26 protein-coding genes and 1 tRNA gene are annotated in these 23360 nt (G+C 64.0%); 17 read left to right on the plus strand and 10 right to left on the minus strand.

The genetic code is table 11. The features are described 5' to 3' along the window. Nucleotides 1-124: 124 nt before the first annotated feature. From IVA87_RS30830 to IVA87_RS30865, 8 genes are all read left to right on the plus strand, one after another. Nucleotides 125-1282, plus strand: coding sequence for a thiolase domain-containing protein (locus IVA87_RS30830; protein ID WP_247301133.1), 1158 nt, complete (start codon nucleotides 125-127; stop codon nucleotides 1280-1282). Beyond that, entirely contained in the window at nucleotides 1282-1671 is a 390-nt protein-coding gene (locus IVA87_RS30835; RefSeq protein ID WP_247336708.1) for an OB-fold domain-containing protein, read from the plus strand. The genes IVA87_RS30830 and IVA87_RS30835 overlap by 1 nt, the downstream gene beginning before the upstream one ends. 253 nt (nucleotides 1672-1924) lie before the next feature. Next, nucleotides 1925-2785, plus strand: a complete 861-nt coding sequence (locus IVA87_RS30840) for a MaoC family dehydratase (protein ID WP_247336711.1) — start codon at nucleotides 1925-1927, stop codon at nucleotides 2783-2785. 152 nt (nucleotides 2786-2937) lie between these two features. Then, the gene (locus IVA87_RS30845; RefSeq protein ID WP_247301130.1) at nucleotides 2938-3816 is read left to right on the plus strand and encodes an SDR family oxidoreductase; all 879 of its coding nucleotides are present in this window, start codon (nucleotides 2938-2940) and stop codon (nucleotides 3814-3816) included. Nucleotides 3817-3928: 112 nt separating this feature from the next. Then, nucleotides 3929-4882: a dihydrodipicolinate synthase family protein gene (locus IVA87_RS30850; protein ID WP_247301129.1), complete on the plus strand. Its 954-nt coding sequence runs from the start codon at nucleotides 3929-3931 to the stop codon at nucleotides 4880-4882. A 4-nt stretch (nucleotides 4883-4886) separates the two neighbouring features. Continuing rightward, the gene (locus IVA87_RS30855; RefSeq protein WP_247301128.1) at nucleotides 4887-5702 is read left to right on the plus strand and encodes an NUDIX hydrolase; all 816 of its coding nucleotides are present in this window, start codon (nucleotides 4887-4889) and stop codon (nucleotides 5700-5702) included. 79 nt (nucleotides 5703-5781) lie between these two features. Continuing rightward, a complete protein-coding gene (locus tag IVA87_RS30860; protein WP_247301127.1) occupies nucleotides 5782-6696 on the plus strand; it encodes an EamA family transporter in 915 nt (304 codons plus the stop codon). 124 nt (nucleotides 6697-6820) lie between these two features. Continuing rightward, nucleotides 6821-9508: a PAS domain S-box protein gene (locus tag IVA87_RS30865; protein WP_247336714.1), complete on the plus strand. Its 2688-nt coding sequence runs from the start codon at nucleotides 6821-6823 to the stop codon at nucleotides 9506-9508. A 40-nt stretch (nucleotides 9509-9548) separates the two neighbouring features. Here the strand turns inward: IVA87_RS30865 and IVA87_RS30870 are convergent, their stop codons facing one another. The 3 genes from IVA87_RS30870 to IVA87_RS30880 form a co-directional block, all read right to left on the minus strand. Continuing rightward, nucleotides 9549-9989 (minus strand): DMT family transporter, encoded by a 441-nt coding sequence (locus IVA87_RS30870; RefSeq protein ID WP_247301125.1) that lies wholly within the window; start codon nucleotides 9987-9989, stop codon nucleotides 9549-9551. An 80-nt stretch (nucleotides 9990-10069) separates the two neighbouring features. Continuing rightward, the gene (locus IVA87_RS30875; RefSeq protein WP_247336718.1) at nucleotides 10070-10768 is read right to left on the minus strand and encodes an AraC family transcriptional regulator; all 699 of its coding nucleotides are present in this window, start codon (nucleotides 10766-10768) and stop codon (nucleotides 10070-10072) included. Nucleotides 10769-10854: 86 nt separating this feature from the next. Continuing rightward, nucleotides 10855-11205, minus strand: coding sequence for a GrlR family regulatory protein (locus IVA87_RS30880; protein ID WP_247301143.1), 351 nt, complete (start codon nucleotides 11203-11205; stop codon nucleotides 10855-10857). Between the two features lie 258 nt (nucleotides 11206-11463). Between IVA87_RS30880 and IVA87_RS30885 the strand changes: the two genes are divergently transcribed. Further along, a complete protein-coding gene (locus IVA87_RS30885; protein WP_247301123.1) occupies nucleotides 11464-11961 on the plus strand; it encodes a hypothetical protein in 498 nt (165 codons plus the stop codon). Nucleotides 11962-12016: 55 nt separating this feature from the next. Here the strand turns inward: IVA87_RS30885 and IVA87_RS30890 are convergent, their stop codons facing one another. Together IVA87_RS30890 and IVA87_RS30895 are read right to left on the minus strand one after the other, a co-directional pair. Further along, the gene (locus IVA87_RS30890; RefSeq protein WP_247301122.1) at nucleotides 12017-12400 is read right to left on the minus strand and encodes a VOC family protein; all 384 of its coding nucleotides are present in this window, start codon (nucleotides 12398-12400) and stop codon (nucleotides 12017-12019) included. Between the two features lie 116 nt (nucleotides 12401-12516). Beyond that, complete coding sequence (locus IVA87_RS30895; protein WP_247301121.1) at nucleotides 12517-12708, minus strand: hypothetical protein; 192 nt, start codon at nucleotides 12706-12708, stop codon at nucleotides 12517-12519. 148 nt (nucleotides 12709-12856) lie between these two features. Here IVA87_RS30895 and IVA87_RS30900 point away from each other — a divergent pair, with 148 nt between their 5' ends. From IVA87_RS30900 to IVA87_RS30910, 3 genes are all read left to right on the plus strand, one after another. Beyond that, the gene (locus tag IVA87_RS30900; protein WP_247301120.1) at nucleotides 12857-13153 is read left to right on the plus strand and encodes a hypothetical protein; all 297 of its coding nucleotides are present in this window, start codon (nucleotides 12857-12859) and stop codon (nucleotides 13151-13153) included. A 160-nt stretch (nucleotides 13154-13313) separates the two neighbouring features. Then, nucleotides 13314-13814 carry a hypothetical protein gene (locus tag IVA87_RS30905; RefSeq protein ID WP_247301119.1) on the plus strand — a complete coding sequence of 167 codons (501 nt, stop codon included), beginning with the start codon at nucleotides 13314-13316 and terminating at the stop codon, nucleotides 13812-13814. A gap of 151 nt (nucleotides 13815-13965) precedes the next feature. Then, nucleotides 13966-14042: transfer RNA gene (locus IVA87_RS30910), tRNA-Arg, on the plus strand. Nucleotides 14043-14289: 247 nt separating this feature from the next. Here IVA87_RS30910 and IVA87_RS30915 read toward each other — a convergent pair. Next, nucleotides 14290-14562, minus strand: a complete 273-nt coding sequence (locus IVA87_RS30915) for a hypothetical protein (protein WP_128941210.1) — start codon at nucleotides 14560-14562, stop codon at nucleotides 14290-14292. On the opposite strand from IVA87_RS30915, the gene IVA87_RS30920 reads away from it, so the two are divergent. Beyond that, nucleotides 14552-14824 carry a hypothetical protein gene (locus tag IVA87_RS30920; protein ID WP_247336724.1) on the plus strand — a complete coding sequence of 91 codons (273 nt, stop codon included), beginning with the start codon at nucleotides 14552-14554 and terminating at the stop codon, nucleotides 14822-14824. The two genes, IVA87_RS30915 and IVA87_RS30920, sit on opposite strands and share 11 nt — an antisense overlap. Nucleotides 14825-15005: 181 nt before the next feature. Here the strand turns inward: IVA87_RS30920 and IVA87_RS30925 are convergent, their stop codons facing one another. After that, nucleotides 15006-15269: a hypothetical protein gene (locus IVA87_RS30925; protein WP_247301118.1), complete on the minus strand. Its 264-nt coding sequence runs from the start codon at nucleotides 15267-15269 to the stop codon at nucleotides 15006-15008. 291 nt (nucleotides 15270-15560) lie between these two features. Here IVA87_RS30925 and IVA87_RS30930 point away from each other — a divergent pair, with 291 nt between their 5' ends. Next, entirely contained in the window at nucleotides 15561-16007 is a 447-nt protein-coding gene (locus tag IVA87_RS30930) for a hypothetical protein (RefSeq protein ID WP_247301117.1), read from the plus strand. 99 nt (nucleotides 16008-16106) lie between these two features. Continuing rightward, on the plus strand, nucleotides 16107-16979 hold the full coding sequence (locus IVA87_RS30935; protein WP_247301116.1) for a DMT family transporter: 873 nt from the start codon (nucleotides 16107-16109) through the stop codon (nucleotides 16977-16979). Nucleotides 16980-16998: 19 nt separating this feature from the next. Here IVA87_RS30935 and IVA87_RS30940 read toward each other — a convergent pair whose 3' ends face one another. Further along, nucleotides 16999-17292: a histone gene (locus tag IVA87_RS30940; protein WP_247336729.1), complete on the minus strand. Its 294-nt coding sequence runs from the start codon at nucleotides 17290-17292 to the stop codon at nucleotides 16999-17001. Nucleotides 17293-17613: 321 nt separating this feature from the next. On the opposite strand from IVA87_RS30940, the gene IVA87_RS30945 reads away from it, so the two are divergent. After that, nucleotides 17614-19344 (plus strand): Cache 3/Cache 2 fusion domain-containing protein, encoded by a 1731-nt coding sequence (locus tag IVA87_RS30945; protein ID WP_247301114.1) that lies wholly within the window; start codon nucleotides 17614-17616, stop codon nucleotides 19342-19344. Between the two features lie 138 nt (nucleotides 19345-19482). Here IVA87_RS30945 and IVA87_RS30950 read toward each other — a convergent pair whose 3' ends face one another. After that, nucleotides 19483-20142: a peroxiredoxin gene (locus IVA87_RS30950; RefSeq protein ID WP_200473640.1), complete on the minus strand. Its 660-nt coding sequence runs from the start codon at nucleotides 20140-20142 to the stop codon at nucleotides 19483-19485. Nucleotides 20143-20524: 382 nt separating this feature from the next. On the opposite strand from IVA87_RS30950, the gene IVA87_RS30955 reads away from it, so the two are divergent. Continuing rightward, nucleotides 20525-21097, plus strand: coding sequence for a hypothetical protein (locus IVA87_RS30955; RefSeq protein WP_247301113.1), 573 nt, complete (start codon nucleotides 20525-20527; stop codon nucleotides 21095-21097). Between the two features lie 55 nt (nucleotides 21098-21152). Here IVA87_RS30955 and IVA87_RS30960 read toward each other — a convergent pair whose 3' ends face one another. Next, on the minus strand, nucleotides 21153-23006 hold the full coding sequence (locus IVA87_RS30960; RefSeq protein ID WP_247336731.1) for a nucleotide pyrophosphatase/phosphodiesterase family protein: 1854 nt from the start codon (nucleotides 23004-23006) through the stop codon (nucleotides 21153-21155). Nucleotides 23007-23360: the final 354 nt, after the last annotated feature.

The raw sequence follows: 23360 nt of genomic DNA on the forward strand, positions 1-23360 counted from the left end.
AGGCGGACCGCATTTGCGCCAAGCCGCTACCCTCTCGCGGGGCGGAATATTTCCGCGCTTGCCAAGCAGGCCACCGCGGTTCAGAAAAACGGAGCAAGAAGAAACGCGAGCGGAGACCTGAAGTTTGACCATCAAGGGCAAGGCCTACATTGCCGGGATTTTTGAACACCCGACCCGGCATGCGCCGGACAAATCCACCGCCCAGCTCCACGCCGAGGTCGCCAAGGGCGCGATCGAGGATGCCGGGCTCTCCAAGGACGATGTCGACGGCTATTTCTGCGCGGGCGATGCGCCCGGCGGCGCTTGGCCGATGGTCGATTATCTCGGCCTGAACACCAAAAAACTCCGCCATGTCGATTCCACCGAGACCGGCGGCTGTTCCTACATCATCCATCTCGGCCACGCCGCCGAAGCGATTGCGGCAGGCAAGTGCTCGATCGCGCTGATCACGCTGGCCGGCAAGCCGCGCACCGGCGTGATGCCGCCGCGCGCGGCCGGCGCAGAGGTGGATTTCGAATCCGCTTACGGCGCGACCACGCACAATGCCTATGGCATGTGTGCCATGCGCCACATGCACGACTATGGCACCACGAGCGAGCAGCTCGCCTGGATCAAGGTCGCGGCCTCGCATCATGCGCAATATAATCCGCATGCGATGCTCAAGGACGTCGTCACCGTCGAGGACGTCCTGAACTCGCCGATGATCTCCGATCCCCTCCACCGCATGGATTGCTGCGTCGTCTCCGATGGCGGCGGCGCGCTGATCGTGACGACGCCAGAGATTGCCAAGAGCCTGAAGAAGCCTCAGGTGCGCCTGATCGGCCATGGCGAGGCCATGAAGGGCCCGCGCGGCGGCAAGGATCTCGACCTCACTTATTCCGCCGGTATCTGGTCCGGCCCGCGCGCCTTCGAGGAAGCCGGCATCACGCCGAAGGACATCAGATACGCCTCGATCTACGACAGCTTCACCATCACCGTCTTGATGCAGCTCGAAGATCTCGGCTTCTGCAAGAAGGGCGAGGGCGGCAAGTTCGTCGCCGACGGCAATCTGATCTCCGGCGTCGGCAAGCTGCCGTTCAACACCGACGGCGGTGGCCTCTGCAGCAATCATCCCGTCAACCGCGGCGGCATGACCAAGATCATCGAGGCCGTCAGGCAACTGCGCGGCGAGGCGCATCCGAAGGTGCAGGTTCCGAATTGCGATCTCGCTATCGCCCATGGCACCGGCGGCCTGTTGGGTGTCCGCCACGCCGCCTCGACCGCCATTCTGGAGCGCGTGTGATGAGCGAAACAAAAAAATACCCGGCCCCGGTGACCAATCCCGAGACCGCAGCGTTCTGGGACGCGGCGAAAGAGGGCAAGTTCATGATCAAGCGCTGCACCGCCTGCGGCGAAGCGCATTACTTCCCGCGCGCGATCTGCCCGTTCTGCTATTCCGACAAGACGGTGTGGGAGGAAGCGTCGGGCGAGGGCGCGATCTACACTTACAGCCTGATGCGGAAATCTCCGACGGGCCCTTATGCCATCGGCTACGTCACGCTGAAGGAGGGGCCGTCGGTGCAGACCAATTTCGTCGACTGCGATCTCGAGAAGCTGAAGATCGGTCAAAAGGTGAAGGTGGTGTTCAAGCCGACCGAGGGCGCACCGCTGCCGTTCTTCACGCCGGCCTGATTGCTTTCTTCCTTCTCCCCTTGTGGGAGAAGGTGGCATAGGCCGCCTCCGGCGGCCGTCCTTAAAAGACGCCGAAGCGAAGCTTCGGCTTTGGCGCCGGATGAGGGGTATCGCTCCGCGGAGAGATTGTTTGATGCGGAAGCAACCCCTCACCCAAATGAGTTTGCCGCACCGTCCTCGCTGCCCTCTCCCACAAGGGGAGAGGGCACTTCAACTGGCGGTGCCGAAGACATTCGGGAGGAAGACAAACAACATGTCCGCCAGATACGAAGAACTCAAAAGCCTGAAAAACATCGGCCAGAAATACGCCTACACCGACCGCGACGTAATGCTCTACGCCTATGGCATCGGCCTAGGCGCCGATCCCATGGACGAGAAGGAGCTTGCCTTCGTCAACGAGGGCACGCTGACGCCGCGGCCGCTCAAGGGAGTGCCGACGTTCGCGTCCGTGGCAGCGTGGGGGTCGGGTCCCGGCGAGATGAACCTCAACCGCGTGATGGTGGTCGATGGCGAGCGCGACATCACCTTCCACCAGCCGCTGCCGGTCGCCGCGAACATCACCGCCGATTCCTCCGTGCTCGAGGTCTACGACAAGGGCAAGGACAAGGGCGTCGTGATCAGTCACCAGACGGTGCTGAAGAACGAGAAGGGCGAAAAACTGGCAACGCTGGTCGCTTCGCGCTTCGCCCGTGGCGACGGCGGCTTCGGCGGTCCGAACCTGACGCAGCCGGATCCGCACAAGATTCCGTCGCGCGCACCCGACAAGACCATCGACATCACGACGCGCCCCGATCAGGCCCTGGTCTATCGCCTCTGCGGCGACCGTAACCCGCTGCACTCCGACCCCGAGTTCGCCAGGAAGGCCGGCTTCCCGCGCCCGATCCTGCACGGCATGTGCACCTACGGCATCACCTGTCGCGGCGTGCTCCAGACCTATGCCGATTACGATGCCTCGGCCTTCCGCCAGCACGTTGCCCGGTTCTCTTCGCCCGTCTATCCCGGCGAGACCGTGACCATGGACCTCTGGAAGGACGGCAACGTGATCTCGTTTGAAGCCAAGGTGAAGTCGCGCGGGGTCACCGTGATCAAGAACGGCAAGACGGTGCTGGGTTAGGTCGGTCTCGTGCCCCGGACGCAGCGGAGCACGCGGTGATGCGCTGCTGAGCCGGGGCCGGGGATGCTCGACGAAGAACTGGGTCCCGGCTCTGCGATGCAGTTTCACGCTGTATCTTGTCCGGGACAAAACAAAAACAGGGAGACGCCACCATGGGACTACTCGACGGCAAGGTTGCGCTGATCACTGGTGCAGGCGGGGGGCTCGGTGAGGCCTATGCAAAGCTGTTCGCGCGGGAAGGGGCCTCGGTGGTCGTCAACGACCTTGGCGGGCCCCGCGACGGCTCCGGCGCTGACAATTCCATGGCGCAGCAGGTGGTCGACGCGATCAAGGCCGAGGGCGGCAAGGCGGTCGCCAACGGCGCCGACATCTCCACCATGGAGGGCGGCCAATCGGTGTTCGACGACGCCATCAAGCACTTTGGCCGGGCAGACATCCTGGTGAACAATGCCGGCATCCTGCGCGACCAGACCTTTCACAAGGCCTCCGAAGCCGACTGGGACAAGGTCATCAAGGTCCACCTGAAGGGCACCTTCTGTTGCACCCTGCCGGTGTTTCGCTGGATGCGTGAAAACGGCGGCGGCGTCATCGTCAACACCTCCTCGACCTCGGGCCTGATCGGCAATTTCGGCCAGACCAATTACGGCGCGGCCAAGGGCGGCATCTGGGGCCTGTCCAACGTGCTGGCGATCGAGGGCCGCAAGTACAACATCCGAATCTGGACGCTGGCGCCGGGCGCGCTGACCCGCATGACGGCAGACCTGCCCCGCTATAAGGAGAACCCCGGCGCGGCGCTGGGGCCGGACGGCATCGCGCCGGCCGTGCTATACATGGTCAGCGACTTGTCGGGCGACCAGACCGGCAAGGTGCTGGGCGTGTCCGGGCCCCGCGGTGTGCGCGAGATGCGGATGATGGAGATGGAAGGCTGGAAACCGCCGCACTCGGGCTGGAAGGCCCAGGACATCGTTGATCATGCCAAGGAGATCTTCTTCTCCGAGGAGCAGATCAAGATGGGGGCGCGGCGGTTTTAGGCTGAGTTGTCGTTCCGGGCCGATGCGAAGCATCGAACCCGGAACCTTGAGATTCCGGATCTGGTCCTTCCGACCATCCCGGAATGACAAAAGAAAGAGAGACGAGACGAACATGAAACTCACCGCCGATGCCAAGGGCACTTTCGCAATCGCGCCGACGCCGTTCCACGACGACGGCCGGATCGACGAGCGCTCGATCGACCGCCTGACCGATTTCTACGAGGAGATCGGCTGTGACGGCGTCACGGTGCTCGGCATTCTCGGCGAGGCGCCGAAGCTCGATGCCGCCGAGGCCGAGCAGGTGGCGGTGCGCTTCGTCAAGCGGGCCAAGAAGATGCAGGTGATCGTCGGCGTCTCTGCGCCGGGTTTTGCCACCATGCGCTCGCTGGCAAGGGCCTCGATGGACGCCGGCGCGGCCGGCGTCATGATCGCACCGCCACCATCGCTCCGCACCGACGACCAGATCGTCGGCTATTTCAAGCAGGCTGCCGAGGCGATCGGGCCTGACGTGCCCTGGGTGCTTCAGGATTATCCGCTGACGCTCTCGGTGGTGTTCACCCCCGCCGTGATCCGCAAGATCGTTATGGACAATCCGAACTGCGTGATGCTCAAGCATGAGGACTGGCCGGGGCTGGAAAAGATCTCGACGCTGCGAGGCTTCCAGAAGGACGGCTCGCTGCGTCCGCTCTCGATCCTCTGCGGCAATGGCGGCCTCTTTTTGGATTTCGAAATGGAGCGCGGCGCCGACGGCGCCATGACCGGTTATGCCTTCCCCGAGCTCCTGATCGATGTCGTGCGCCTCTCGAAAGAAGGCAAGCGCGATGCCGCGCATGATCTGTTCGACGCGCATCTGCCGCTGATCCGCTACGAGCAGCAGCCGGGCGCCGGCCTTGCCGTGCGCAAATACGTGCTCCAGAAGCGCGGCATCATCGCCTCGAGCGCCCAGCGCAAGCCCGGCGCGACCATCACGCCGGCGGCGAAGGCGGAGGTCGAATACCTGCTGTCGCGCGTCGCCCGAATCGACAAGCGCGCCAATCTCGGCCCGCAATCCAGCGCCGCAGGTTAGCCGCATGCCTGAAGCCATCGCATCACGCCCTGCCTCGACGATCCTCCTGCTGCGCGACGGCGCGGATGTCGACGGCAAGAGCCGCGACGAGATCGAGGTCTTCATGATGGTCCGCCATCATCAGATCGAGTTCAACTCGGGCGCGCTGGTGTTTCCCGGCGGCAGCGTCGATGCAGGCGACAAGGAGATCGTGGCCCGCGCCGACCTCTATTCGGGCGGCGAGGGCTTAAGCGAGGCGGACCGCGGCTTTCGGATCGCGGCGATCCGCGAGACTTTTGAAGAGAGCGGCATCCTGCTGGCGCGATCGAAGGATTCGGGCGCACCGGTCGATGCCAAGCGTGCCGGCGAGATCGCCGATGCGCACCGCGTCGCGCTCAACGAGCACAAGGTCAGCTTCCTCGATATCCTTGCCGATAACCGTCTTCAGCTCGCGCTCGAGACGCTCGTGCCGTATGCGCACTGGATTACGCCAGAGGGCATGCCGAAGCGGTTCGACACCTGGTTCTTCCTTGCGGCCGCGCCGCCCGATCAGCTCGGCGCCCATGATGGTCGCGAGTCCACCGACTCCATCTGGGTCTCGCCGCGCGAGGCGGTGGAGGGCGGGGCGAGCGGCCGCTTCAAGCTGCCGTTCCCGACCACCCGCAATCTGATCCGGCTTGCCAAGCAGGGCAGCGTGAGTGCTGCACTGGAGCACGCCCGCGGGATATCGATCGTCACGGTCATGCCTGTGATGACCAGGACCGAAACCGGCCGCCAGCTCCGCATCCCCCGCGAGGCCGGCTACGATGGCGAGGTGTTCGAGGTCGGCGCGGTCGGCTAGATACTTCGATGCCAAACGAAGTATCGGCGGCCGCGGACAAGCTAGGTTCTGTCCATCGCGAATGGATGGGACGCAAGTCATGGACAACCGGCAGGGTACCAACATCGCCGTCGAGCTGGCGTTGCTGGTCGCGCTCGCAACACTCTGGGGCGGCTCCTACACTTTCATCAAGCTGGGCGTTGCCACCATTCCGCCGGTCACGCTGATCGCGGCGCGTACCACGATCGCGGGCCTCTTGCTGCTTGCCGTCATGCGGGCGCGCGGCATTGGGATGCCGACCGACCGCGAGACCTGGCAGCGCTTCGCCTTCCAGGCCGTGCTCAACAGCGTCATCCCCTGGACGTTGATCGCCTGGGGCGAGCGCCATGTCGATGCTGCGCTTGCTACGATCCTCAATTCGGCCGGGCCGATCTTCACCTTCCTGCTCACGGCGCTGATCACCCGTCACGAGGCGACGACGCCGCGGAAGCTGTTTGGCGTGATCGCCGGCATGGCCGGCATCCTGCTGATCGTCGGCGTCAATGCCTTCCATGACATCGGCAGCGGCCTGCTGGCGGAGGCGGCGATCGTGGCCGCGACGATCTGCTATGCCTGCGCCGCGATCTTCGGCCGCAGTTTCAAGGGGCTCGACCCCATGGCGCCGGCCGCCGGCTCGCTGCTGGCGGGCGCAGCCGTGCTGATTCCGGCCTCGCTCGCGATCGAGCAGCCCTGGACGCTGTCGCCTTCGCCGGTTTCCGTATTGGCGCTGCTCGCGCTGGCCGTGTTCTCGACTGCGGCGGCCTTCGCGATCTACTTCCGTCTGATCCAGACATTGGGCTCGGTCGGGACCACGGCGCAGGCCTATCTGCGCGTCCCGATCGGGGTTGCCATCAGTATCGCCTTCCTCGGCGAGACCTTGAGCCGGACCGCCTGGATCGGTTTGGCCTGCGTCGTCCTCGGCGTTGCCGCCATGACGATCCCGGCCGGGCGGCCGGCAAGCGTCAAGAGCTCTTAGTCCGAGACGAAGAGAGGCGGCAGGCTCCGGATATTAAGGATATTCGTCGGCCACAGGCATGTTCCCCCGGGGGCGCAATACGTCGTATATTGGGCCTCCAGCAGCCTGGTCCTCAAAAGCCCCAATGTCCGCCGAATTGATGCCGATCCCAGAGAAAAAGCGAACCTTCTCGCTCTCCATCGGCCAGCTCACCTTCGGCAGCTTCCTGTTGGTGCTGGCGGTAATTATCGTCACCTCGACCGCGAGCGTGATTGCGATCCGGCATATCGACACCACCTTCGCCGAGCTGCAGCGGCTCCAGAGCGTCGGGGACCTCGCCGAGGACATCGATCGCCGCATGAACGAATTGCGCCTCGCCGCGCGCGACTTCGTCACCGATCCCGGCGCCGGCATCCAGTTCCAGCAGGTGGGCGAGGCGGCCTCCGCCTTAAGCGATATCCTGAAGAAGACCCGCATCGAGCTCGCGCCCGAGCAGCAGGACATGATCGACGGGGTCACCGAGCGGCTTGCGACCTATCGGACGGGCCTGGAGCGGATCTCGACCCTGATCGACCGCCGCGCCCAGCTGCTCGCCGGCCTGCCACCGCTGAGCGACCGTTTCGACGCGGCCGTCGCCGGCACCACGGACCGCGAGCTGGCCTCCCGCCTGTCCGAGGCGCAGAGCCGGATCGCGCTCGGGCTGCTGGCGCGCAACCCTTCCGCGGCCGAGCAGGCCGCGGAGGGAATGCGGGCGATGGACACCGCCGATAGCAAGCTGAGGTCGGCCGTCAACGATTACGCCGAGGCAATCATGGCGGTCGCCGTCCGCGAGCGACAGATCGCCGACATCGACCGCGAGGTGCTGGGCACCGAGGGTCGCCTGATCGGCCGCGTCACCGAATTGCTGCGCGAGGTCAGTTCGCGCCGCGGCCACGTGCTGTCGCGCGATTTTGCCCGCACGCTGACCGAGGCGCGGTGGCAGAGCATCGTGCTCGGCACGGTCGGCGTGCTGATCGGCATCGGCGCCGCGCTGTTCGTGGTGCGAAGGACGGTCCGTCCGCTCGCCCAGATCGCGCGCTCCATTCGCGCGCTTGCGGCGGGCCAGAAGGACACGTCGATCCCGTCGGCCGACCTCGACAACGAGATCGGCGACATCGCGCGCGCGGCCGAAGTGTTCCGCCGCGCGCTCGAGGAGGCCGACACGGCGCGCGAGGCGGCGGTGCGCGCGCTCACCGAGCAGCGCCTCGCCGAGGAGAGCTACCGAAAACTGTTCGAGGGCTCGGTCGATGGCATCTACGTGACGACGCCGGCCGGCGACCTCCTCAACGCCAATCCGGCGCTGGCGCGGATGATGGGTTACGACAGCCCGCAGCACCTCATCGACAGCATCAACGACATCGCCCATACGATCTACGTCCACCCCGAGGCGCGTGCCGAATATCAGCGGCTGATGGCGCGCGACGGCATGGTACGCGAGTTCGAGTATCAGGTTCGCCAGCGCAACGGCAACATCCTGTGGCTCTCCGACAGCGCCACAGGCGTGCGGGACGAGCAGGGCAACATCGTCCGCTACGAGGGCACGCTGCGCGACATCACCGACCAGAAGCGGGCGGAAGATGCCATCGCCGAAGGCCGGCGCCTGCTCCAGCAGGTTATCGACACCGTGCCGGCGGTGATCAACGTCAAGGATCGCGACCTGCGCTATGTACTGATGAACCGCTATATGGCCGGCATCTTCGGCATCGAGCCGGGCGACGCGCTCGGCCGCACCACGGCCGACCTGATGTCGCGCTATGGCGCAGCCAAGTCCGACGAGAGCGACAAGCGCGTGCTCAAGCTCCGCAGGGGGCTCGGCTTCTATGAGGAGGAGTACAAGGACGCCTCCGGCAACATGCGGCAATGGCTCGTCAACAAGCTGCCGCTGCTCGACGCCGAAGGCGAGATCGAACGCATCGTCACCGTCGCGCTCGACATCGGCGAGCGCAAGCGCGGCGAGCAGGAGATGCGCAAGGCCAAGGAAGCTGCCGAGACCGCGCTGCGCAATCTGCGCGAGACCCAGGCCTCGCTGATCGAGGCGGAGAAGCTCGCCGCGCTCGGGCGCCTGGTCGCCGGCGTCGCGCACGAGGTCAACAATCCGGTCGGCATCAGCCTCACGGTCGCGTCCGCGCTGGAGCGCAAGACCGCGATGTTCACCGCCGAGGTGGAGCGCGGCGAGCTCCGCCGCTCCACGCTCAACGAGTTTCTCAACACCAGCCGCGATGCCTCTTCGCAGCTCGTCTCCAATCTCAACCGCGCCGCCGAGCTGATCCAGTCGTTCAAGCAGGTCGCGGCCGACCGCAACTATTCGGACCAGCGCAGCTTCGACCTCGGCGACCTCACCGAGCAGGTGGTGATGAGCCTGCGACCCGGCCTGCGAAAGCACAATCTGACGCTCAATGTCGAGTGCCAGCCGGATCTCATCATGAACAGCTATCCCGGCCCGTACGGCCAGGTGCTGACCAATCTGTTTCTCAATTCGGTGGCGCACGCCTTTCCGGACGGCCGGCCAGGGACCATCGACATCCAGGTGCGCGAGTCCGGCAAGGACAATGTCGAGATCGTCTTCTCCGACAATGGCTGCGGCATGTCGCTCGACGTCCGCCGCCGCGCCTTCGATCCGTTCTTCACGACACGGCGCGATCAGGGCGGCACCGGCCTCGGCCTGCACATCGTCTACAGCATTGTCACCAACCGGCTCGGCGGCCGGCTCGATCTCGATTCCGAGCCGGGCGGTGGCACGCGCATCCAGATGATCCTGCCGCGCACAGCGCCGCTCGAGCAGGCGGCGGAATGATCAGGTCGCGGACTCGCTAGCGCCGCGCTGCCGGCGATCGTTACCCGCGAACGAGAGCCGCGCCCAGGATGAGACACCCGGCGCCCAACGCGCGTGTCAACGTGATCGGATAGCGCGGCAGGCCGAACAGCCCGATGTGGTCGAACGCCAACGAACCGAGCAACTGACCCACGACGATCAACGTCAACACCGTCGCCACGCCGAGGCGCGGCACCATGAGGATGCTGGTCGCGATGAAGATCGCGCCGAAAATTCCCCCGGTCCATGCGATCAAAGGCGCTCGTCCGGCCAGGGCGGCAGCGGGTATCGGCTCGCGCACGACGATCAGGACCAGCAGCAATGCGATTGACCCGCCAAGATAACTCACGAACGCCGCCCACCTTCCTGATTGCATGGCGTTGCCAAGGCTGGCGTTCAGCACCTGCTGAAAGGCGAGGCTCAGGCCCGCGGAGAGGACGACGAAGGGTGGCAGAAGCTTCATGCGCGGCTCGTAATGGCATGGAGAGGTGGCGCCAGCTTAGCGCCTGGAGCCAATTCACGTCTGGAACGAAATCGACCGTCTCAATCTGCGAACGCGCAACGGTAGGCGGCAGGCGTTGCGCCGTAAGCGCGCCGAAACAGGCGACCAAGGTGGCTCTGGTCGGAGAACGAGCCGGCATAAGCCACGTCCGCGACGGTGTCGCCGCACTTCAAACGCGAGCGTGCCGCTGCCAGTCGTAGCGCAAGACGATAGGCGGCAGGGGTCATTCCAATCTCTCGCTTGAACTGCCGAATGAAGCCGTCGGTCGATCGGCCCTGCCGTGCCGCGATCGTGCGGATGTCGAGATCGTCGCACGAGACCAGCTCCCTCAGTGCGGCACGTTTGGCCGGCAGCGTCAGACGTCCCGGGCACGGATCATGCGAGCCGATCGAGTCGAGCATCTCCTCTGGCAAGGTTGCCCGTGAGTTACGGATGTAGAACGGCTCCGAGATCCCTCTCACCGCCGCATGATCGCCCGGTAAATAGAGATGATTGACGATCGAGCCCGCGCCGCCGTGCGAGGCGTGCGGTACGCCCGCCGGGATGACGACGATATCGCCCGAGATAGCGAGAAACTCTCCGAATGTGGTCATGTACATGCGCCATCCCTTGCGGACGGCGGCGACCTGGACATCGGCGTGAAGGTGACAGGCGAGCGCGACCGCCTGTGCCGCCTCGAGCTGGCCGAGCTCGATCGCCGAGTCACGTGCCCATGGGCGATATGTCCACGGTCCAGGCATCCTCACTGCATACGATCTATTGCTCAGGATGTCAGGAGGCTGCTGCAGACTGGTTTGGGCCGGGCGTCATGACTTATTGGCACGCCCTAATCGACGTCGGCGAGCCTGCGCAGCGTCGCGCCGAAGATCTGGCTGGCCTTGCCGACCAGCGCCGTGCCGGTCATCTCCCCGCGCGTCTCCGTAAAGGTGCCACTGACGCCGATGCCGACCGGGGCGGGGCCGCCGAACAGTGGATTGTCGTCGCCCCGTGGCGAGGTGTGGCGCTGCACCAGCACTTCGCCCTTGAAGGTGTTGTCCTTCACGATGTAGCTGCCGGTGTAATAAAGGTAGGCGTCACCGCCAAGAATCTTGCCGTCGCGGAAAAGGATCACGCCGCTGCCTTTGCCGACCCGCCCGTCGAGCAGGCTCACGTGAATCGAATAGAGGCCGTTCTTCATCACGTCCCGCAGGCCGGCCGCCATTGCCCAACGGCGTAACCGGTAGAGCATTTATGCCAAAGCGCATCCGCACGCGCAACGCGGCAGTTTGCCGGGTGGCAGGGGCATAGCCCTCGCGAGCCGTGAGTGTTCCGGCTTGTGCGTGACGCCGTCATGACGGTCTGATGATGAGGCGAGGCCGGACGTTGCGAGTGGAGTTGGCCCGCGAAATGCATAGCCATTGTCGCACTGGCGGCGGAGTGCTGGAGCAAGACGAACGTGAGCAACTGGATCGATTCAGGCGGCGTTGAGCCGCGTCTGTACAGTGTGCGTCCCGCGAATTGCAAAAGCGAACGACGGCGGAGCGGCAGCGCGACACGCTGGCGAAGCTTGACAAGGCTCGCGTGCGCCTTGGCCCTGAGTGCGCTCGCGGCCTCCTTCGGGCATGCGCGTGACCGTGGCCAGTTCGCGAACACCAATCCGGATTTGAAGGCCTGGTTCGACGGCTTGCGAAGCGGCAAGGGGCCTTGCTGCTCGGACGCCGACGGCTCGGCCGTCTCGGATTCCGATTGGGACAGCAAGGACGGCCACTATCGTGTCCGCATCCCGCGCTACAGCTCCGGCATCGACGGCCAGCCGCAGGAGCTCGTCTGGGTGGACGTGCCCGCGGAGGCCGTGATCTCGGAGCCGAACCGGGTCGGACGAACCATGGTCTGGCCGATCTACGGCTCCATGGGCGTCACCATCCGCTGCTTTATGCCTGGGAGCATGACATAGGCCACCAGGCGACGCTTCGCCCGGAGGGCCGATGCCTGATGCCGCCCGCGCTGCATCAGGTATACTTAGTGTCGCGCTCGAGCAGTTCGATGGAGATGCCTTCGGGGCCACGGATGAAGCAGATGCGTATGCCGGGCCTGATCGTCGTCGGCTCGCGTGTGAAAGTGACGCCCTTGGCCTTGATCTCGGCGGCGACGGCGTCGATGTCCTTTACCGTCAGACCAAAATGGTCGAGGCCCTGATGCGGATGCGGAGGAGGCGGGCTGACGGCGCCGTCGCCTTCGAGCGGCGCGATGAAGATCCTGGCCCCGCCAAGATTCACGTCGATCCGTCCGGGCGCGCGCACGATCTCGCCACCGAGGATATCGCGCAGCCAGGCCGCCGTGGCCTCCGGATCAGGGCTGCGCAGATGGACGTGATCCCAAGTGACGACTGGCATTTCATTCTCTCCCAACGGGGTCTTTGATGTTGCGGCGCATGTTAACGGCCCCTGCCGGTGATCACCACCGTGCTTGCCGATTCGCAACGGCGGGGAACCTTAGTTCGTGTTCCCGATTAAGGTAACCAGTGGCTCGGTCCGGCGTCGGACGGGCGCAAGCCGCTGTCGGTGACGAAAACCATGAACGCTGGGCTTGACCGGATCGGGTTGAGGCGTTTCGCCGGAATCAGCGAGCGATTGGCGCGGGCTGTGACGGTTGCGAGCGTCTCGTTTGGCCGAAGTTTGCTGTGGTTGCTGGCAGCGATCATCGTCGGCTGCGGAATCTGGATGCTGCTGCCTCTCTCCAAAAGCAATGGCGCTGAGTCGGGGACATCGGAGCTGGCAGCCGTCGAGACGGCTCCTTCAGGCGATTCGGCAGCCGCGGGCGCGCCGGCTGCCGAAACTCGGGCGCCGGCAATGGCAGAACTCGGTCGTCTCAGGATTTCATCGCAGACCTGGCGCCGCGGCGGCCTCGGCTCGAAGGCGCTGGTGACGTTCACGCTGCGAAACGACAATGACTATGCCGTAAAGGATGTCGAGATCGTCTGCGCTTTCGCGCGGCGCGACGGCAGTCATCTCACCGATCGCGGCCGTGTGCTGGCGGACCCCGTCAGCATGAAGAGCCGCAAGACCTATGCGCATATCCCCGTCGGCTTCGTCAATGTGAATGCCGATCAGGCGAAGTGTTCACTGGTTGCAGCCCGCCGCGCGTAAAAGCGCTGCATTCTCCGGTAGCGGAAAAGTTACCGCCGCAAGGCTTGGCCAAAAAACTTCGCGTCGCCATTTGAACCATACGGCTGGGCTAGGAACCAATTAGAAGATCGCCTGTTGAGGCGGAGAGCCCACGCGGGGATGCGGGGGGCGGAGCGCGGCAATGCCCATCTTTCGGTATTTCATCTTTGTCGGTGGAGCTTTGCTCGCACTGTTATTTGCCGTGGATTTCGTCCTGCCGGCGTCACCAGTGACGCAAGCTGTTGCGACCGCGAGCAACGACCAGCCACTGATCCGGATCCGGTCCGATCGCCATTTGCCTGAGCGTGTCGTGCTCGACACCAGCCAGCCGACGATTGCCGCGCCTGCGATGAAGACCGCCACCGTCGCGGCGCCGCAGCCGCCGGATACCGCGTCGGCAGCGGCCCTCGCGGAGATGTCGGCCAAGGCGCGGGTGCGCGAGACCTTTGCCCAGTTTACCCCTGGCGCCAAGGCCGACGCCGCCAAGAAGCCGCAAGTCCAGGCTCAGCCCAAGCGTAAGGTCGCCAGAGCGCACACCGCCCCGCAATATGGTGGGCCGCAGTATGGTGGGCCACAACAGTTTGGCCGGCCGATGCTGGTGGCCCAGCAGCCGCATTTCGGTCTTTTCAACACGACCTGGTGAGAGCGCCTTCGACTCGTCTCGAACGGAGGCGGGTGGGGCTTTATATTGGGCGACCTCTCTGCTAATTCGAACCCACCCGAACGCCGTCCGCTGTGCGGCTCTCCAACAGTGGTCAGGCGCGTCTCGGTTGCGGCCCAATCTTTGGGCCGGGGCGCTCGTAGCTCAGCTGGATAGAGCATCGGATTTCGATTCCGAGGGCCGGAGGTTCGAATCCTTCCGAGCGCGCCACGCTTATTGTGTCCAGCCCGTATCCAGCCCGGAGACATAGGTAACAGGTCGTACCTGAGCCATGGGTGACAAACTCGTGCCGAGCGGGTTCTCGAAGGTTGCAGGGTTTACGTCACGCATTGGTGGCACACCCTCTGATTGCTCCGCCCGCGCTTTCACCATCAACCTCGGGCGCCAAGGGCGCGCCCTTGCGGGCTTCCAGATGCGTCTTCTCGCAAAAGCGAAGGGGCCCTCGGGCCCCTTGATATCACCAGCGGCGATAGCCGTAGCCATAATAGCGTGGGCCGTAGTAGCGCGGCGCATAATACCGGGGGCCGTAGTATGGCCGCGGTCCGTAATACCCATAATAGTTCGGACGCCACCAGCAGCGTCCCCAGGCGTTGCAGACCATACGGACCTGCTCGACGTCGGAGACCTGCGGAGTTGCAGGCGCGGGCGCGATGGGCATGGCGGACGCCGCCGGCGATGCCGCGAGGGCACCGAACAAGGATGCGGCGACGAGGCCAATCTTGAGCTTCATGATGTCTTCCTCCGCTGACGCGGTGCAGGATATCGATGATGTTCTGATCAAATTGTGGCGAACCCGAAATGTAATGCTGATGAACAAATCTTCGGTCAGCCGAGCGTCAGGCATGATCTTAACGGCACCAAACCATCTCCGATTCAGTGTTGCGCTTGCGCCGGCAGGTGCTCGCGTGCCGCCATCCTTGATCCTGCGCAATTTGCGGGGCCTGGGCGGCCGTCTCGATGTTGACGTTAGCGCGGGCGAGACCTGGCCCTGACCATGGTGGCTCAACCGCGCGCGCTGGCATGATACGCGCCGATTATTCCGACGTCGTGCAAGGCGATTCAGCGCGAGATCGGTAAGGACCTCGTCTAGCTGCCAGTCTACGCGATCGAGAAGCAATTGCTGCTCTCGGGCGTCGCGAAATAAGAACGCCCGCGGGAAGGACGCGGCGCTCCTCAGTAGCAGGGGTGCCGGCGGCCGTCCTGGCCGATATAAGCGGCTGCGCTGCGGTAGCAGTGGTTGGTGGACGGGCCGTCGTAATAGGCAAAGGTGCCGGGGGTGATGCCGGGTCCGTAATTGTGCAGATAGCTGATCGGGTAGGGCAGCGGGTTGGCGTAGGCGCGGTGGTAGCGGTGATGTCCCCGCGCCTCCGCGAGGCCAGGGGCTAGGGTTGCAGCCGACAGGACAGCAACTGCGGCTACAAGCTTCAACTTGCTCATCTGATTCTCCGGAACCTGCGCGAATGGGTCGGCTATTTATAGCAATTTCGGGTGGTCAGGACATCGGTCCGGAGGCTCGGAATCATGCCTAAACCGCAGATTTCCGGGTGGGTGCGACAGAATTGCCGGAGATGCGGTCGAAAGCTGCCCATTTTTGGCCTTTTCGGGATGCTTAACGAATTCCCCACACAAGTGTGACCAAATAGTATTCGGTTTAGAATCCCTCGCCGGCCTTTTTGGGGGCTCCTTCGAGGCCGGTCCATTCCTGAAGGCTTTCGCCGCCACGTCGCCATGCGCATCATGCTTCCGAGCCTGCTGTTGCTCTGCCTCGCCGCCGCTACGCCGGCGCGCGCCGAGCTGCACATCACACGCGACCACGGCGGCTATGTCGAGGAGTACAAGGCCAAGTACAAGCGCGTGCGAGAGAAGGGCGAGCGCGTCATTATCGACGGCATCTGCAATTCGGCCTGCACGCTCGTGCTTGGCATCGTGCCGATGAACAAGATCTGCGTGACGCCGCGCGCCAGCCTCGGCTTCCATCAGGCCTATTACGACAAGGCCTTCACCTTCGGCATCAAGGTCACCAGCGCCGAGGGCACCTCCGATCTGATGTCCTACTATCCCGACAAGGTGAAGGACTGGATCCGCCGCAATGGCGGGCTCACCACTGATATGAAGAAAATCAAGAACGGGGTCGAGCTCTGGAAAATCATCGACCCCTGCCCGGAAGAGTGGTGAGCGGCTGAGCCGCGGCTTCGCGCTGTTCGTCGCAGCGCAGCATCGCTCGTCCGGAAATTCGTATTGCCGCATGGAGCCCCATCGGGCATGGAGGCGGCAATGAAGCACAATCCGGAAGCGCTGACCGCCCGCGCGGCGCCGATCCTGTTCGTCCTGCTCTGGAGCACCGGATTCATCGGCACGAAATACGTCGTCGACAACGCCGATCCCTTGACCTATCTGGCCATCCGCATGGCGATCGTGGTCGGCCTGATGGCGATCATCGCGGCGATCGCGCGGCCGAAATGGCCTGATGGCACCGGCATTGCGCACAGCGCGGTCGCCGGCATTCTGGTCCACGGCTTTTATCTCGGCGGCACCGCGATCGCGATCGCGCATTCGATTCCGGCCGGCCTTTCCGCGCTGATTCCGGGTTTGCAGCCGATCCTGACCTCGACCATCGCCAATCGCTGGCTCGGCGAGAAGGTGACGCCGGTGCAATGGGCCGGCCTCGTGCTCGGTCTCGGCGGCGTCGTCCTGATCCTGCACAACCGCCCGATGAGCGGCGAAGCCGGGCTCGGCTGGCTCGCCTCGGTGGTCTCGCTGATCAGCATCACCCTCGGCACGCTCTATCAGCGCCGCTACTGCAATCACATCGACTGGCGCGCCGGCAATCTCGTGCAATACTTGGCGGTCACCATTTTCTTCGCGATCGGCGCCTTTCTGTTCGAAGACCGCGTGGTGCACTGGACGCGCGAATTCGTGCTCGCGCTCGCCTGGCTGGCCGTGGCGCTCTCGATCGGATCGATCGGGCTGTTGTACTGGCTGATCCGCCACGCCGCGGCAACCTCGGTCGCGAGCCTGTTCTACCTGGTGCCAGCCGTGACGGCGCTGATGGCCTACCTGCTGTTCGGAGAAAAGCTGGACGCAATTGCCATTGCCGGCATGGCGCTCTGCGCCACAGCGGTCTTTGTGGTCAATCGACGCTCCTAGCGGTTTCCGAGCGTTGCGGTCAGCGCTTGGCCTTCTTGGCCTTCTTCTTCGACTTGGTGGCTTTCTTGGCGGACTTCTTCGCAGATCTCTTGGCGACCTTTTTCGCGGCTTTCTTGGACGACTTCTTTGCGGCTTTCTTGGTGGTCTTGTTCGCAGCCTTCTTGGCCGTCTTTTTGGCAGCCTTCTTCGCCGCGACTTTCTTCGCGGCTTCCTTCACCTGCTTGACGGCGGTGACCGCGGCGTCCTTGGTCGCTTCCACGGCGGTGGTGATCGTCTCCATCGCCTGCTCGGTGATCGGCTTCTCGTTGTCCATATCGTCCCCATGGTTTGAACGAAGCGATAACGATAGCGGGTTTCACAATTGTGTCAAAGCAACGTTCAACCTGTGCGGATCTTTGCGCAGGCGGCGAGCGCGGCGCCCCGGTCGCGTGATCGCTAACCGGCTGCGGAGTGGGCGGGTGGCCGGACAGGCGGAGATCCCGCCGAGCTAGACGATGAAGGGCGAAGCGCTCGGCGTGGTGAGGGGCTTGTTTACGATTTGGAAAGGATGCCCGCGTCGGCGGTGGGAACGGTCGTTAATGGGGCCGTAAGCCGATTGCATCAATATGCAGGAGCTACGGGGGGCACTCGATTCATGTCCAACTTTCTAACGGCGAAACTTCAGCCGCAGTTCAAGCTCGGCACCAAGGCAGTCCTGTGCGCCGTGCTGCTGATCGCCGTGAACACGGCGCTCGTGGTCGGCGCCGGCTATTGGTCGCTGACATCCGCATTCAATGATCGTGCTCTCCGCGACATCGAGGTCAATCTGCGCACGCTGGCGCTGGCCTTTGCCGAGACCGTTCCAGACGTCAAGATCACGGTGAGGGATGGCGCAGTCGTACGCGCCGAGATCCCTAAGATGCCCGAGCTCAGGGATCACGCCATCGTCGATCGCGCAGTGTCCTATGTCGGCGGCAATGCGACCCTGTTCGTGTTCGACGAGGCGAGCGGACAGTTCGTGCGACGCTCGACCAATGTGAAGAAGGAGAATGGCGATCGCGCGGTCGGCACCCAGCTTGCCGCCGATCATCCGGGACAGGCGCCGCTGCGTCGTGGCGAGGCCTATAAGGGGCCGGCGACGCTGTTCGGCAAGTCGTTCATGACCGCCTATTTCCCGATCTTGGACGCGACCGGCAAGGTCACCGGCATTCTCTATGTCGGCATCCCCATGGCCCAGTTCGAGAGCATGCTGTCCCAGGCGATCTCGAGCATGGCCGCGGCCGCCGGTCTCGCGGCGCTCCTGGTCCTGATCCTCACCTTGGTGATCGTCCGCCGTGTCACGAAACCGCTCACCTCGGTCACGCACTCGCTTACGGCGCTTGCCAACGGCCAGAGCGACGTCGCGATCGAGTGCGAAGATCGCGCCGACGAGATCGGCGAGATCGCCCGCACCGTCGCCGTGTTCAAAAGCAATTCGCTGGAGCGGGCGCGCCTGCGCAGCGAGCAGGCGGCGGCAACGACTGCGGCAGCCGAGCAGCGCAAGGCGGAGCTGCGCAGCTTCGTCGAGGAGTTCCGCGGCAGCGTCGGCGGCATTCTCGACAAGGTGCTCGCATCGTCGGGCGAATTCGAGCGCGTGGCACGGCAACTCACCGATGTCGCGCGCTCCACCGCCGATCTGTCGGCGCGGTCGGCCGGAGCCTCCGAAAACGCCTCCGAGCACGTGCGTTCGGCAGCGTCGGCCTCCGACGAGCTGTCCCAATCGATCTCCGAAATAACCCGCCGGGTGCAGGAATCCAACGAGATCTCCGCCGAAGCGGTGCGGCAGGCCGAGGCGACCGACCAGCGCATCGCGCAGCTCTCGGAAGCCGGCGCGCGTATCGGCGACGTCGTCAAGCTGATCACCTCGATCGCCGAGCAGACCAACCTTTTGGCGCTGAACGCCACCATCGAGGCCGCCCGCGCGGGCGACGCCGGCCGCGGCTTCGCCGTGGTGGCCCAGGAGGTCAAGACGCTGGCCGGCCAGACCGCCAAGGCAACCGACGAGATCTCGAACCAGATCGAGAGCATGCAGCTCGCGACCGAGGAATCGGTCGCCGCCATCAAGGCGATCAGCCACACCATCGAGCGCATCAGCGGCATCGCCGGCTCGATCTCGGCTGCGGTCGAGCAGCAGAAAAGCGCGACCCACAACATCGTGGCCAGCGTTCGCGCGGCGGTGTCGGGCACGGCCGATGTCGCCGTCAATGTCCGTCACGCCGCCAAGGGCGCGAGCGAAACGGGCGAGACCTCGAGCCGGATGTTTGCCTCCGCCCAGGCGCTATCAGGCGAGAGCCTGCATCTGAAGGCCGAGGTTGACGGCTTCCTCGACCGCGTCCACGCGGCCTGATCCAACGCGGGCATTGCGGGGCGTTCAAAGGACCGAACCCTGGTGCGCAACTGCGCACCAGGAAATCTCGAGATCCCCCGGCGCGCAATTGCGCACCTGAGGTCTGGTCCGTCGGACCCTCCCGGGATGGGAGTTGGGTTATTTCGGCTGCGGCACGATGCGAATGTAGGGCTTCGGCTCCTTCCAGCCTTGCGGGTAGATCGTCTTGGCCTCGTCGTTGGAGACCGAGCCCGCGATGATGACGTCCTCGCCCTGGCTCCAGTCGGCCGGCGTCGCGACACGATGTTTGGCGGTGAGCTGGAGCGAGTCGATGACGCGCAGGATCTCCTGGAAGTTCCGCCCTGTCGTCATCGGATAGACCAGCACCAGCTTGATCTTCTTATCCGGCCCGATGATGAAGACGTTGCGAACGGTCTGGTTGTCGGCCGGCGTGCGGGTGAGGGGATCGCCCGAGGTCGAGGCCGGCAGCATGCCGTAGAGCTTGGAGACGTTGAAATCGGTGTCGCCGATCATCGGATAGTTCGGCGCGGCGCCTTGCGTCTCCTTGATGTCCTCCGACCATTTGGAGTGGCGGTCGACAGGATCGACCGACAGGCCCATCAGCTTGACGCCGCGTTTGTCGAATTCCGGCTTCAGCTTGGCCAGCGCACCGAGCTCGGTCGTACAAACCGGCGTGAAGTCCTTGGGATGCGAGAACAGCAGCGCCCAGCTGTTGCCGATCCAGTCATGGAACTTGATCTTCCCTTCGGTGGTCTCAGCTTCGAAGTCGGGGGCGGTGGCGCCGATCGGAAGTGTCATTGTTCTACCTCATCTCTTTGAATTTACTATGGAATTCATCTCGGGCCGTCATCATCAGTATAGGATTTTGGCGAAGCCAAGTGAACCGGCTCAAGTAAAATGTGAATTCCTTCTTCGAAAGGCCGATTTTCTAGCACCTTTCTGTGACCGTGGCGCCTGCGGCGAAACATCTCCACCCGGGGTGACACGGTGCCGATTGCCCCGATAATGCCGTTTATGACTTCCATCACGCTCGCCCGGCGCTTCCTAGAACCAAAATGGTCCTGACAGCGACCAATTGGCAACCATCTAGAAAAGTCGCGACCCCGGTATCGAATCGTTAACCACCCCTTTACGTCGGCATGAAAATGCTGGCCGATCAGAAGAAGTCTGGAAGTGAACTATGTCTGCCGCTGCGCCTAAGCCTACCGAGTCGTTGTCCCTCGAACCGTCCTGCCGCGATACGGCCGCCCATGCGCTGACCATCGTGCGCGACGGCGTGATCACGGGCGAAGGCCCGACCACCAAAGGAAGGGTGCATTTCTCCCGTTCGCTCGATGCCGACGACACCGCCTGGTGCGTACGCATCCTGACGGCCACTGCCGTCAACGACCAGCCGGTGAGCCGCACCGAGGCCGAAGTGTTGTTCGAGATCAACGAGGCCGCGACCGAACGTACTGACGGTGGCCGGTTCGACGACCTGCTCGCCAAGGCCGTTGCCCATTATGCAGCCAGCGCCTCCGGCCTGAAGGTGCCGCCGCGCAGCGTTGCGCTCTCGGCCGACACCGACATCGAGAGCTGGGCACCATCCTATGCCTCCAAGGTCAACAGCGAGATGCTGGAGTGGATCGCCGGCCAGATGCGCGGCAAGCGCCAGAACAACCGTCGCCTAATGGCGATGGTGGCGACCTTCCTGGGCGCCACCGCATTGCCTCTGGCGGGCCAATTGCCGAGCGTGTTCGACATCGGCATGTAAGGTTTTGAGCATTTAACATCTACGCGCCCCATGCAGACGCGATCGAGCGGCGGGGTCATTTCCCCGCCGTTTTTTGTTTGCCGCCCTCAAGCTCGAGCCCGAGCGTGCGGCCGGGGAAGCCCGCGGCATCGAAATAGCGCTGGCTGCCGACGCGCTGGAAGTTCAGCACGGTCATCAGGCCACCCTCGGCCGGTTTGGACTTCAGCGTGCCGGCATAGGCCTTCGGCATCGTGCCATTGAGCAGGGCCTCCGAGATCACGCGGCCGACCAGAACGCCGTTCTGCGCGCCGCGCAGGCCCAGGAGCCGGGCCGCGGTCATGCCGACGTCGGCGTTGCTGACCGGGATCTCGTCGACATAGCCGGCTTTGAAGTCCGGACCAATCGCGGCCATGAAGTTCATGGTGTCGCCGCGGCTGAAGCTGCCATGCATGCCCTGGCCCTGGCGCAGCACGGTATCGGCGACCTGCACCGAGCAGTTGGTCGGCGCCTCGCCGCAATCGCTGGCATAGGAGCGGAAGTTGACGACGATCGACGGCGTCGGCGTCGCCGCCTTGCCGCGCAGATTGATGCTCGACAGTGGCAGCGTGCCGGGGAAGCGGCCGAGCGAGTCGTCGACGAACAGTCCGGAGACGTAGTCCTGCTCGAGCAGCGCCTTGATTGTCTTCGCCGCCAGCGTCCTGTCTTTGTTGGGCAGATAGATCAGGTCGGAGCCGCCATTGGTCGCGACGACGAGATCGGGCTTGGTCGGATCCTTGCCGAGCACGCCGTTACCGGCCTTGGGATGCTTATTGCCTTCGATCTTCGCATTTTTGTCGTTGGGGTCGAACAGCGGCAGGTCGAGCGCTTTGGCGAGGTCGAGCGCCAGGAAGCCCATCGGCAAAAAGTCCTTCGGCGTGTCGTCATAGCTGATCTTGGCCGAGGGGCTGGTCTTGCTCTCCTTGGAGATGGTCGAGAAGCCGTGGTCCGCGGAAACGATGATGTTGGTCGATGTGGCGAGCCCGAGCTCGTCGAGCGCCTTGCGGAGCTGGGCTAGGTTGGTGTCGGCATTCTTGATGCCAGCCATTGAGGTGGGACCGTTGATGCCGGGCATAATCTGATTGAGGCTGTCACCGGTATTGTGCTGGCTGCCGTCGGGGTCGCGCGACCAGAACACCAGCACGAACGGCTTGTTGCGCGCCTTGAACATCGGCAGCACCACCTTGGTGGCGACATCGGCAAAATAGGCCTGTTGCGCGACGTTGGCGACGGTGGTGCCAGGCGTTTTGGCGTCGCCCGCCTTGGAATTGTCGCCGCGTGGTGGCGTGGCGGTGGGCAGGCCGGCCTTGGTCAGCGCGTCCTTCACCTCGTCCGACAGCGCCACACCGTTCTTGCCGCCGGTGGCGTCGTCGAACACGATCGAATGCAGACCGGGCTTTTCGGGCTTGTCGGTATGGTCGAACTGATAGGTCGGACCATGCTTGCCCAATGCGGCGGTGCTGAACCCCTTGTCGCGGGCCATCTTCAGGATGGTCTCTTCGTTCAGATAGTTGCCCTTGAAATGCTCGTCGATGTCGCCGAGCACGGCATCGTTCTCGATAAAGGGGACCACGGTGTCTCCGGCGGGGACGGAGGTGTAGTTGGTCCAGATCGTATTGGAGAACACGCCGGTATCGCCGAGATAGTGACCGGTCGACATCGCCGAGCCGTTGGCCATGGTGAAGGTCGGGAATAACGAATGCGGGTTCTTGAAGTTGACGCCCTTGTCGCGGACCTCGGCCATCGCTGGCGCGGTCTCCGGTGTGACCTTCAGCGCGCGAAGACCGTCCGGAATGAACAGGATCAAGTTGCGGGGCGTGTTGTTCTGGGCAGAGGCAAGTCCGGAGGACAGGAATGTCAGTCCGGCGGACAGCAACACCAGTGAACGGCGCATCAAATCTCTCCCTGCGGTGAGGCGGCTCGGCCGCGACCGCGGCCCCCCGGCTTCGTTTAGTTTCGCTGCATGACCGTTTTGTTACAAGAGCGAGAGGTATGCAAATCGGGGGCAGAGCGGTCGCGTGTCCCGGACTCGCTGCAGCGCGCAAGCGGTGCGGCCTCCGGGGCACGAGATGTGGTGTTAGGAGCAACTGTCTCAACGCCGTCATTGCGAGCGTAGCGAAGCAAATCCAGACTGCGTCCGCGGCGGCAGTCTGGATTGCTCACATGGGGGTTTGGTGTGTCAAGATTTATGATCAGCTCTTTGTTCGATTGCAGGCCAGCTCTTCGTCCCGACCGTGGGATCTTTCGG

The organism is Bradyrhizobium sp. 147, assembly GCF_023073935.1.
GTDB lineage: Bacteria > Pseudomonadota > Alphaproteobacteria > Rhizobiales > Xanthobacteraceae > Bradyrhizobium.

What these genes read in the sequence shown, in the direction of transcription:
- IVA87_RS30835 (WP_247336708.1), top strand. Translation starts at nt 1,282, where the DNA reads ATGAGCGAAACAAAAAAATACCCGGCCCCGGTGACCAATCCCGAGACC.
- IVA87_RS30840 (WP_247336711.1), top strand. Translation starts at nt 1,925, where the DNA reads ATGTCCGCCAGATACGAAGAACTCAAAAGCCTGAAAAACATCGGCCAG.
- IVA87_RS30845 (WP_247301130.1), top strand. Translation starts at nt 2,938, where the DNA reads ATGGGACTACTCGACGGCAAGGTTGCGCTGATCACTGGTGCAGGCGGG.
- IVA87_RS30850 (WP_247301129.1), top strand. Translation starts at nt 3,929, where the DNA reads ATGAAACTCACCGCCGATGCCAAGGGCACTTTCGCAATCGCGCCGACG.
- IVA87_RS30855 (WP_247301128.1), top strand. Translation starts at nt 4,887, where the DNA reads ATGCCTGAAGCCATCGCATCACGCCCTGCCTCGACGATCCTCCTGCTG.
- IVA87_RS30860 (WP_247301127.1), top strand. Translation starts at nt 5,782, where the DNA reads ATGGACAACCGGCAGGGTACCAACATCGCCGTCGAGCTGGCGTTGCTG.
- IVA87_RS30865 (WP_247336714.1), top strand. Translation starts at nt 6,821, where the DNA reads ATGTCCGCCGAATTGATGCCGATCCCAGAGAAAAAGCGAACCTTCTCG.
- IVA87_RS30870 (WP_247301125.1), bottom strand. Translation starts at nt 9,989, where the DNA reads ATGAAGCTTCTGCCACCCTTCGTCGTCCTCTCCGCGGGCCTGAGCCTC.
- IVA87_RS30875 (WP_247336718.1), bottom strand. Translation starts at nt 10,768, where the DNA reads ATGCCTGGACCGTGGACATATCGCCCATGGGCACGTGACTCGGCGATC.
- IVA87_RS30880 (WP_247301143.1), bottom strand. Translation starts at nt 11,205, where the DNA reads ATGAAGAACGGCCTCTATTCGATTCACGTGAGCCTGCTCGACGGGCGG.
- IVA87_RS30890 (WP_247301122.1), bottom strand. Translation starts at nt 12,400, where the DNA reads ATGCCAGTCGTCACTTGGGATCACGTCCATCTGCGCAGCCCTGATCCG.
- IVA87_RS30895 (WP_247301121.1), bottom strand. Translation starts at nt 12,708, where the DNA reads ATGATCGCTGCCAGCAACCACAGCAAACTTCGGCCAAACGAGACGCTC.
- IVA87_RS30900 (WP_247301120.1), top strand. Translation starts at nt 12,857, where the DNA reads ATGGCAGAACTCGGTCGTCTCAGGATTTCATCGCAGACCTGGCGCCGC.
- IVA87_RS30905 (WP_247301119.1), top strand. Translation starts at nt 13,314, where the DNA reads ATGCCCATCTTTCGGTATTTCATCTTTGTCGGTGGAGCTTTGCTCGCA.
- IVA87_RS30915 (WP_128941210.1), bottom strand. Translation starts at nt 14,562, where the DNA reads ATGAAGCTCAAGATTGGCCTCGTCGCCGCATCCTTGTTCGGTGCCCTC.
- IVA87_RS30925 (WP_247301118.1), bottom strand. Translation starts at nt 15,269, where the DNA reads ATGAGCAAGTTGAAGCTTGTAGCCGCAGTTGCTGTCCTGTCGGCTGCA.
- IVA87_RS30930 (WP_247301117.1), top strand. Translation starts at nt 15,561, where the DNA reads ATGCGCATCATGCTTCCGAGCCTGCTGTTGCTCTGCCTCGCCGCCGCT.
- IVA87_RS30935 (WP_247301116.1), top strand. Translation starts at nt 16,107, where the DNA reads ATGAAGCACAATCCGGAAGCGCTGACCGCCCGCGCGGCGCCGATCCTG.
- IVA87_RS30940 (WP_247336729.1), bottom strand. Translation starts at nt 17,292, where the DNA reads ATGGACAACGAGAAGCCGATCACCGAGCAGGCGATGGAGACGATCACC.
- IVA87_RS30945 (WP_247301114.1), top strand. Translation starts at nt 17,614, where the DNA reads ATGTCCAACTTTCTAACGGCGAAACTTCAGCCGCAGTTCAAGCTCGGC.
- IVA87_RS30950 (WP_200473640.1), bottom strand. Translation starts at nt 20,142, where the DNA reads ATGACACTTCCGATCGGCGCCACCGCCCCCGACTTCGAAGCTGAGACC.
- IVA87_RS30955 (WP_247301113.1), top strand. Translation starts at nt 20,525, where the DNA reads ATGTCTGCCGCTGCGCCTAAGCCTACCGAGTCGTTGTCCCTCGAACCG.
- IVA87_RS30960 (WP_247336731.1), bottom strand. Translation starts at nt 23,006, where the DNA reads ATGCGCCGTTCACTGGTGTTGCTGTCCGCCGGACTGACATTCCTGTCC.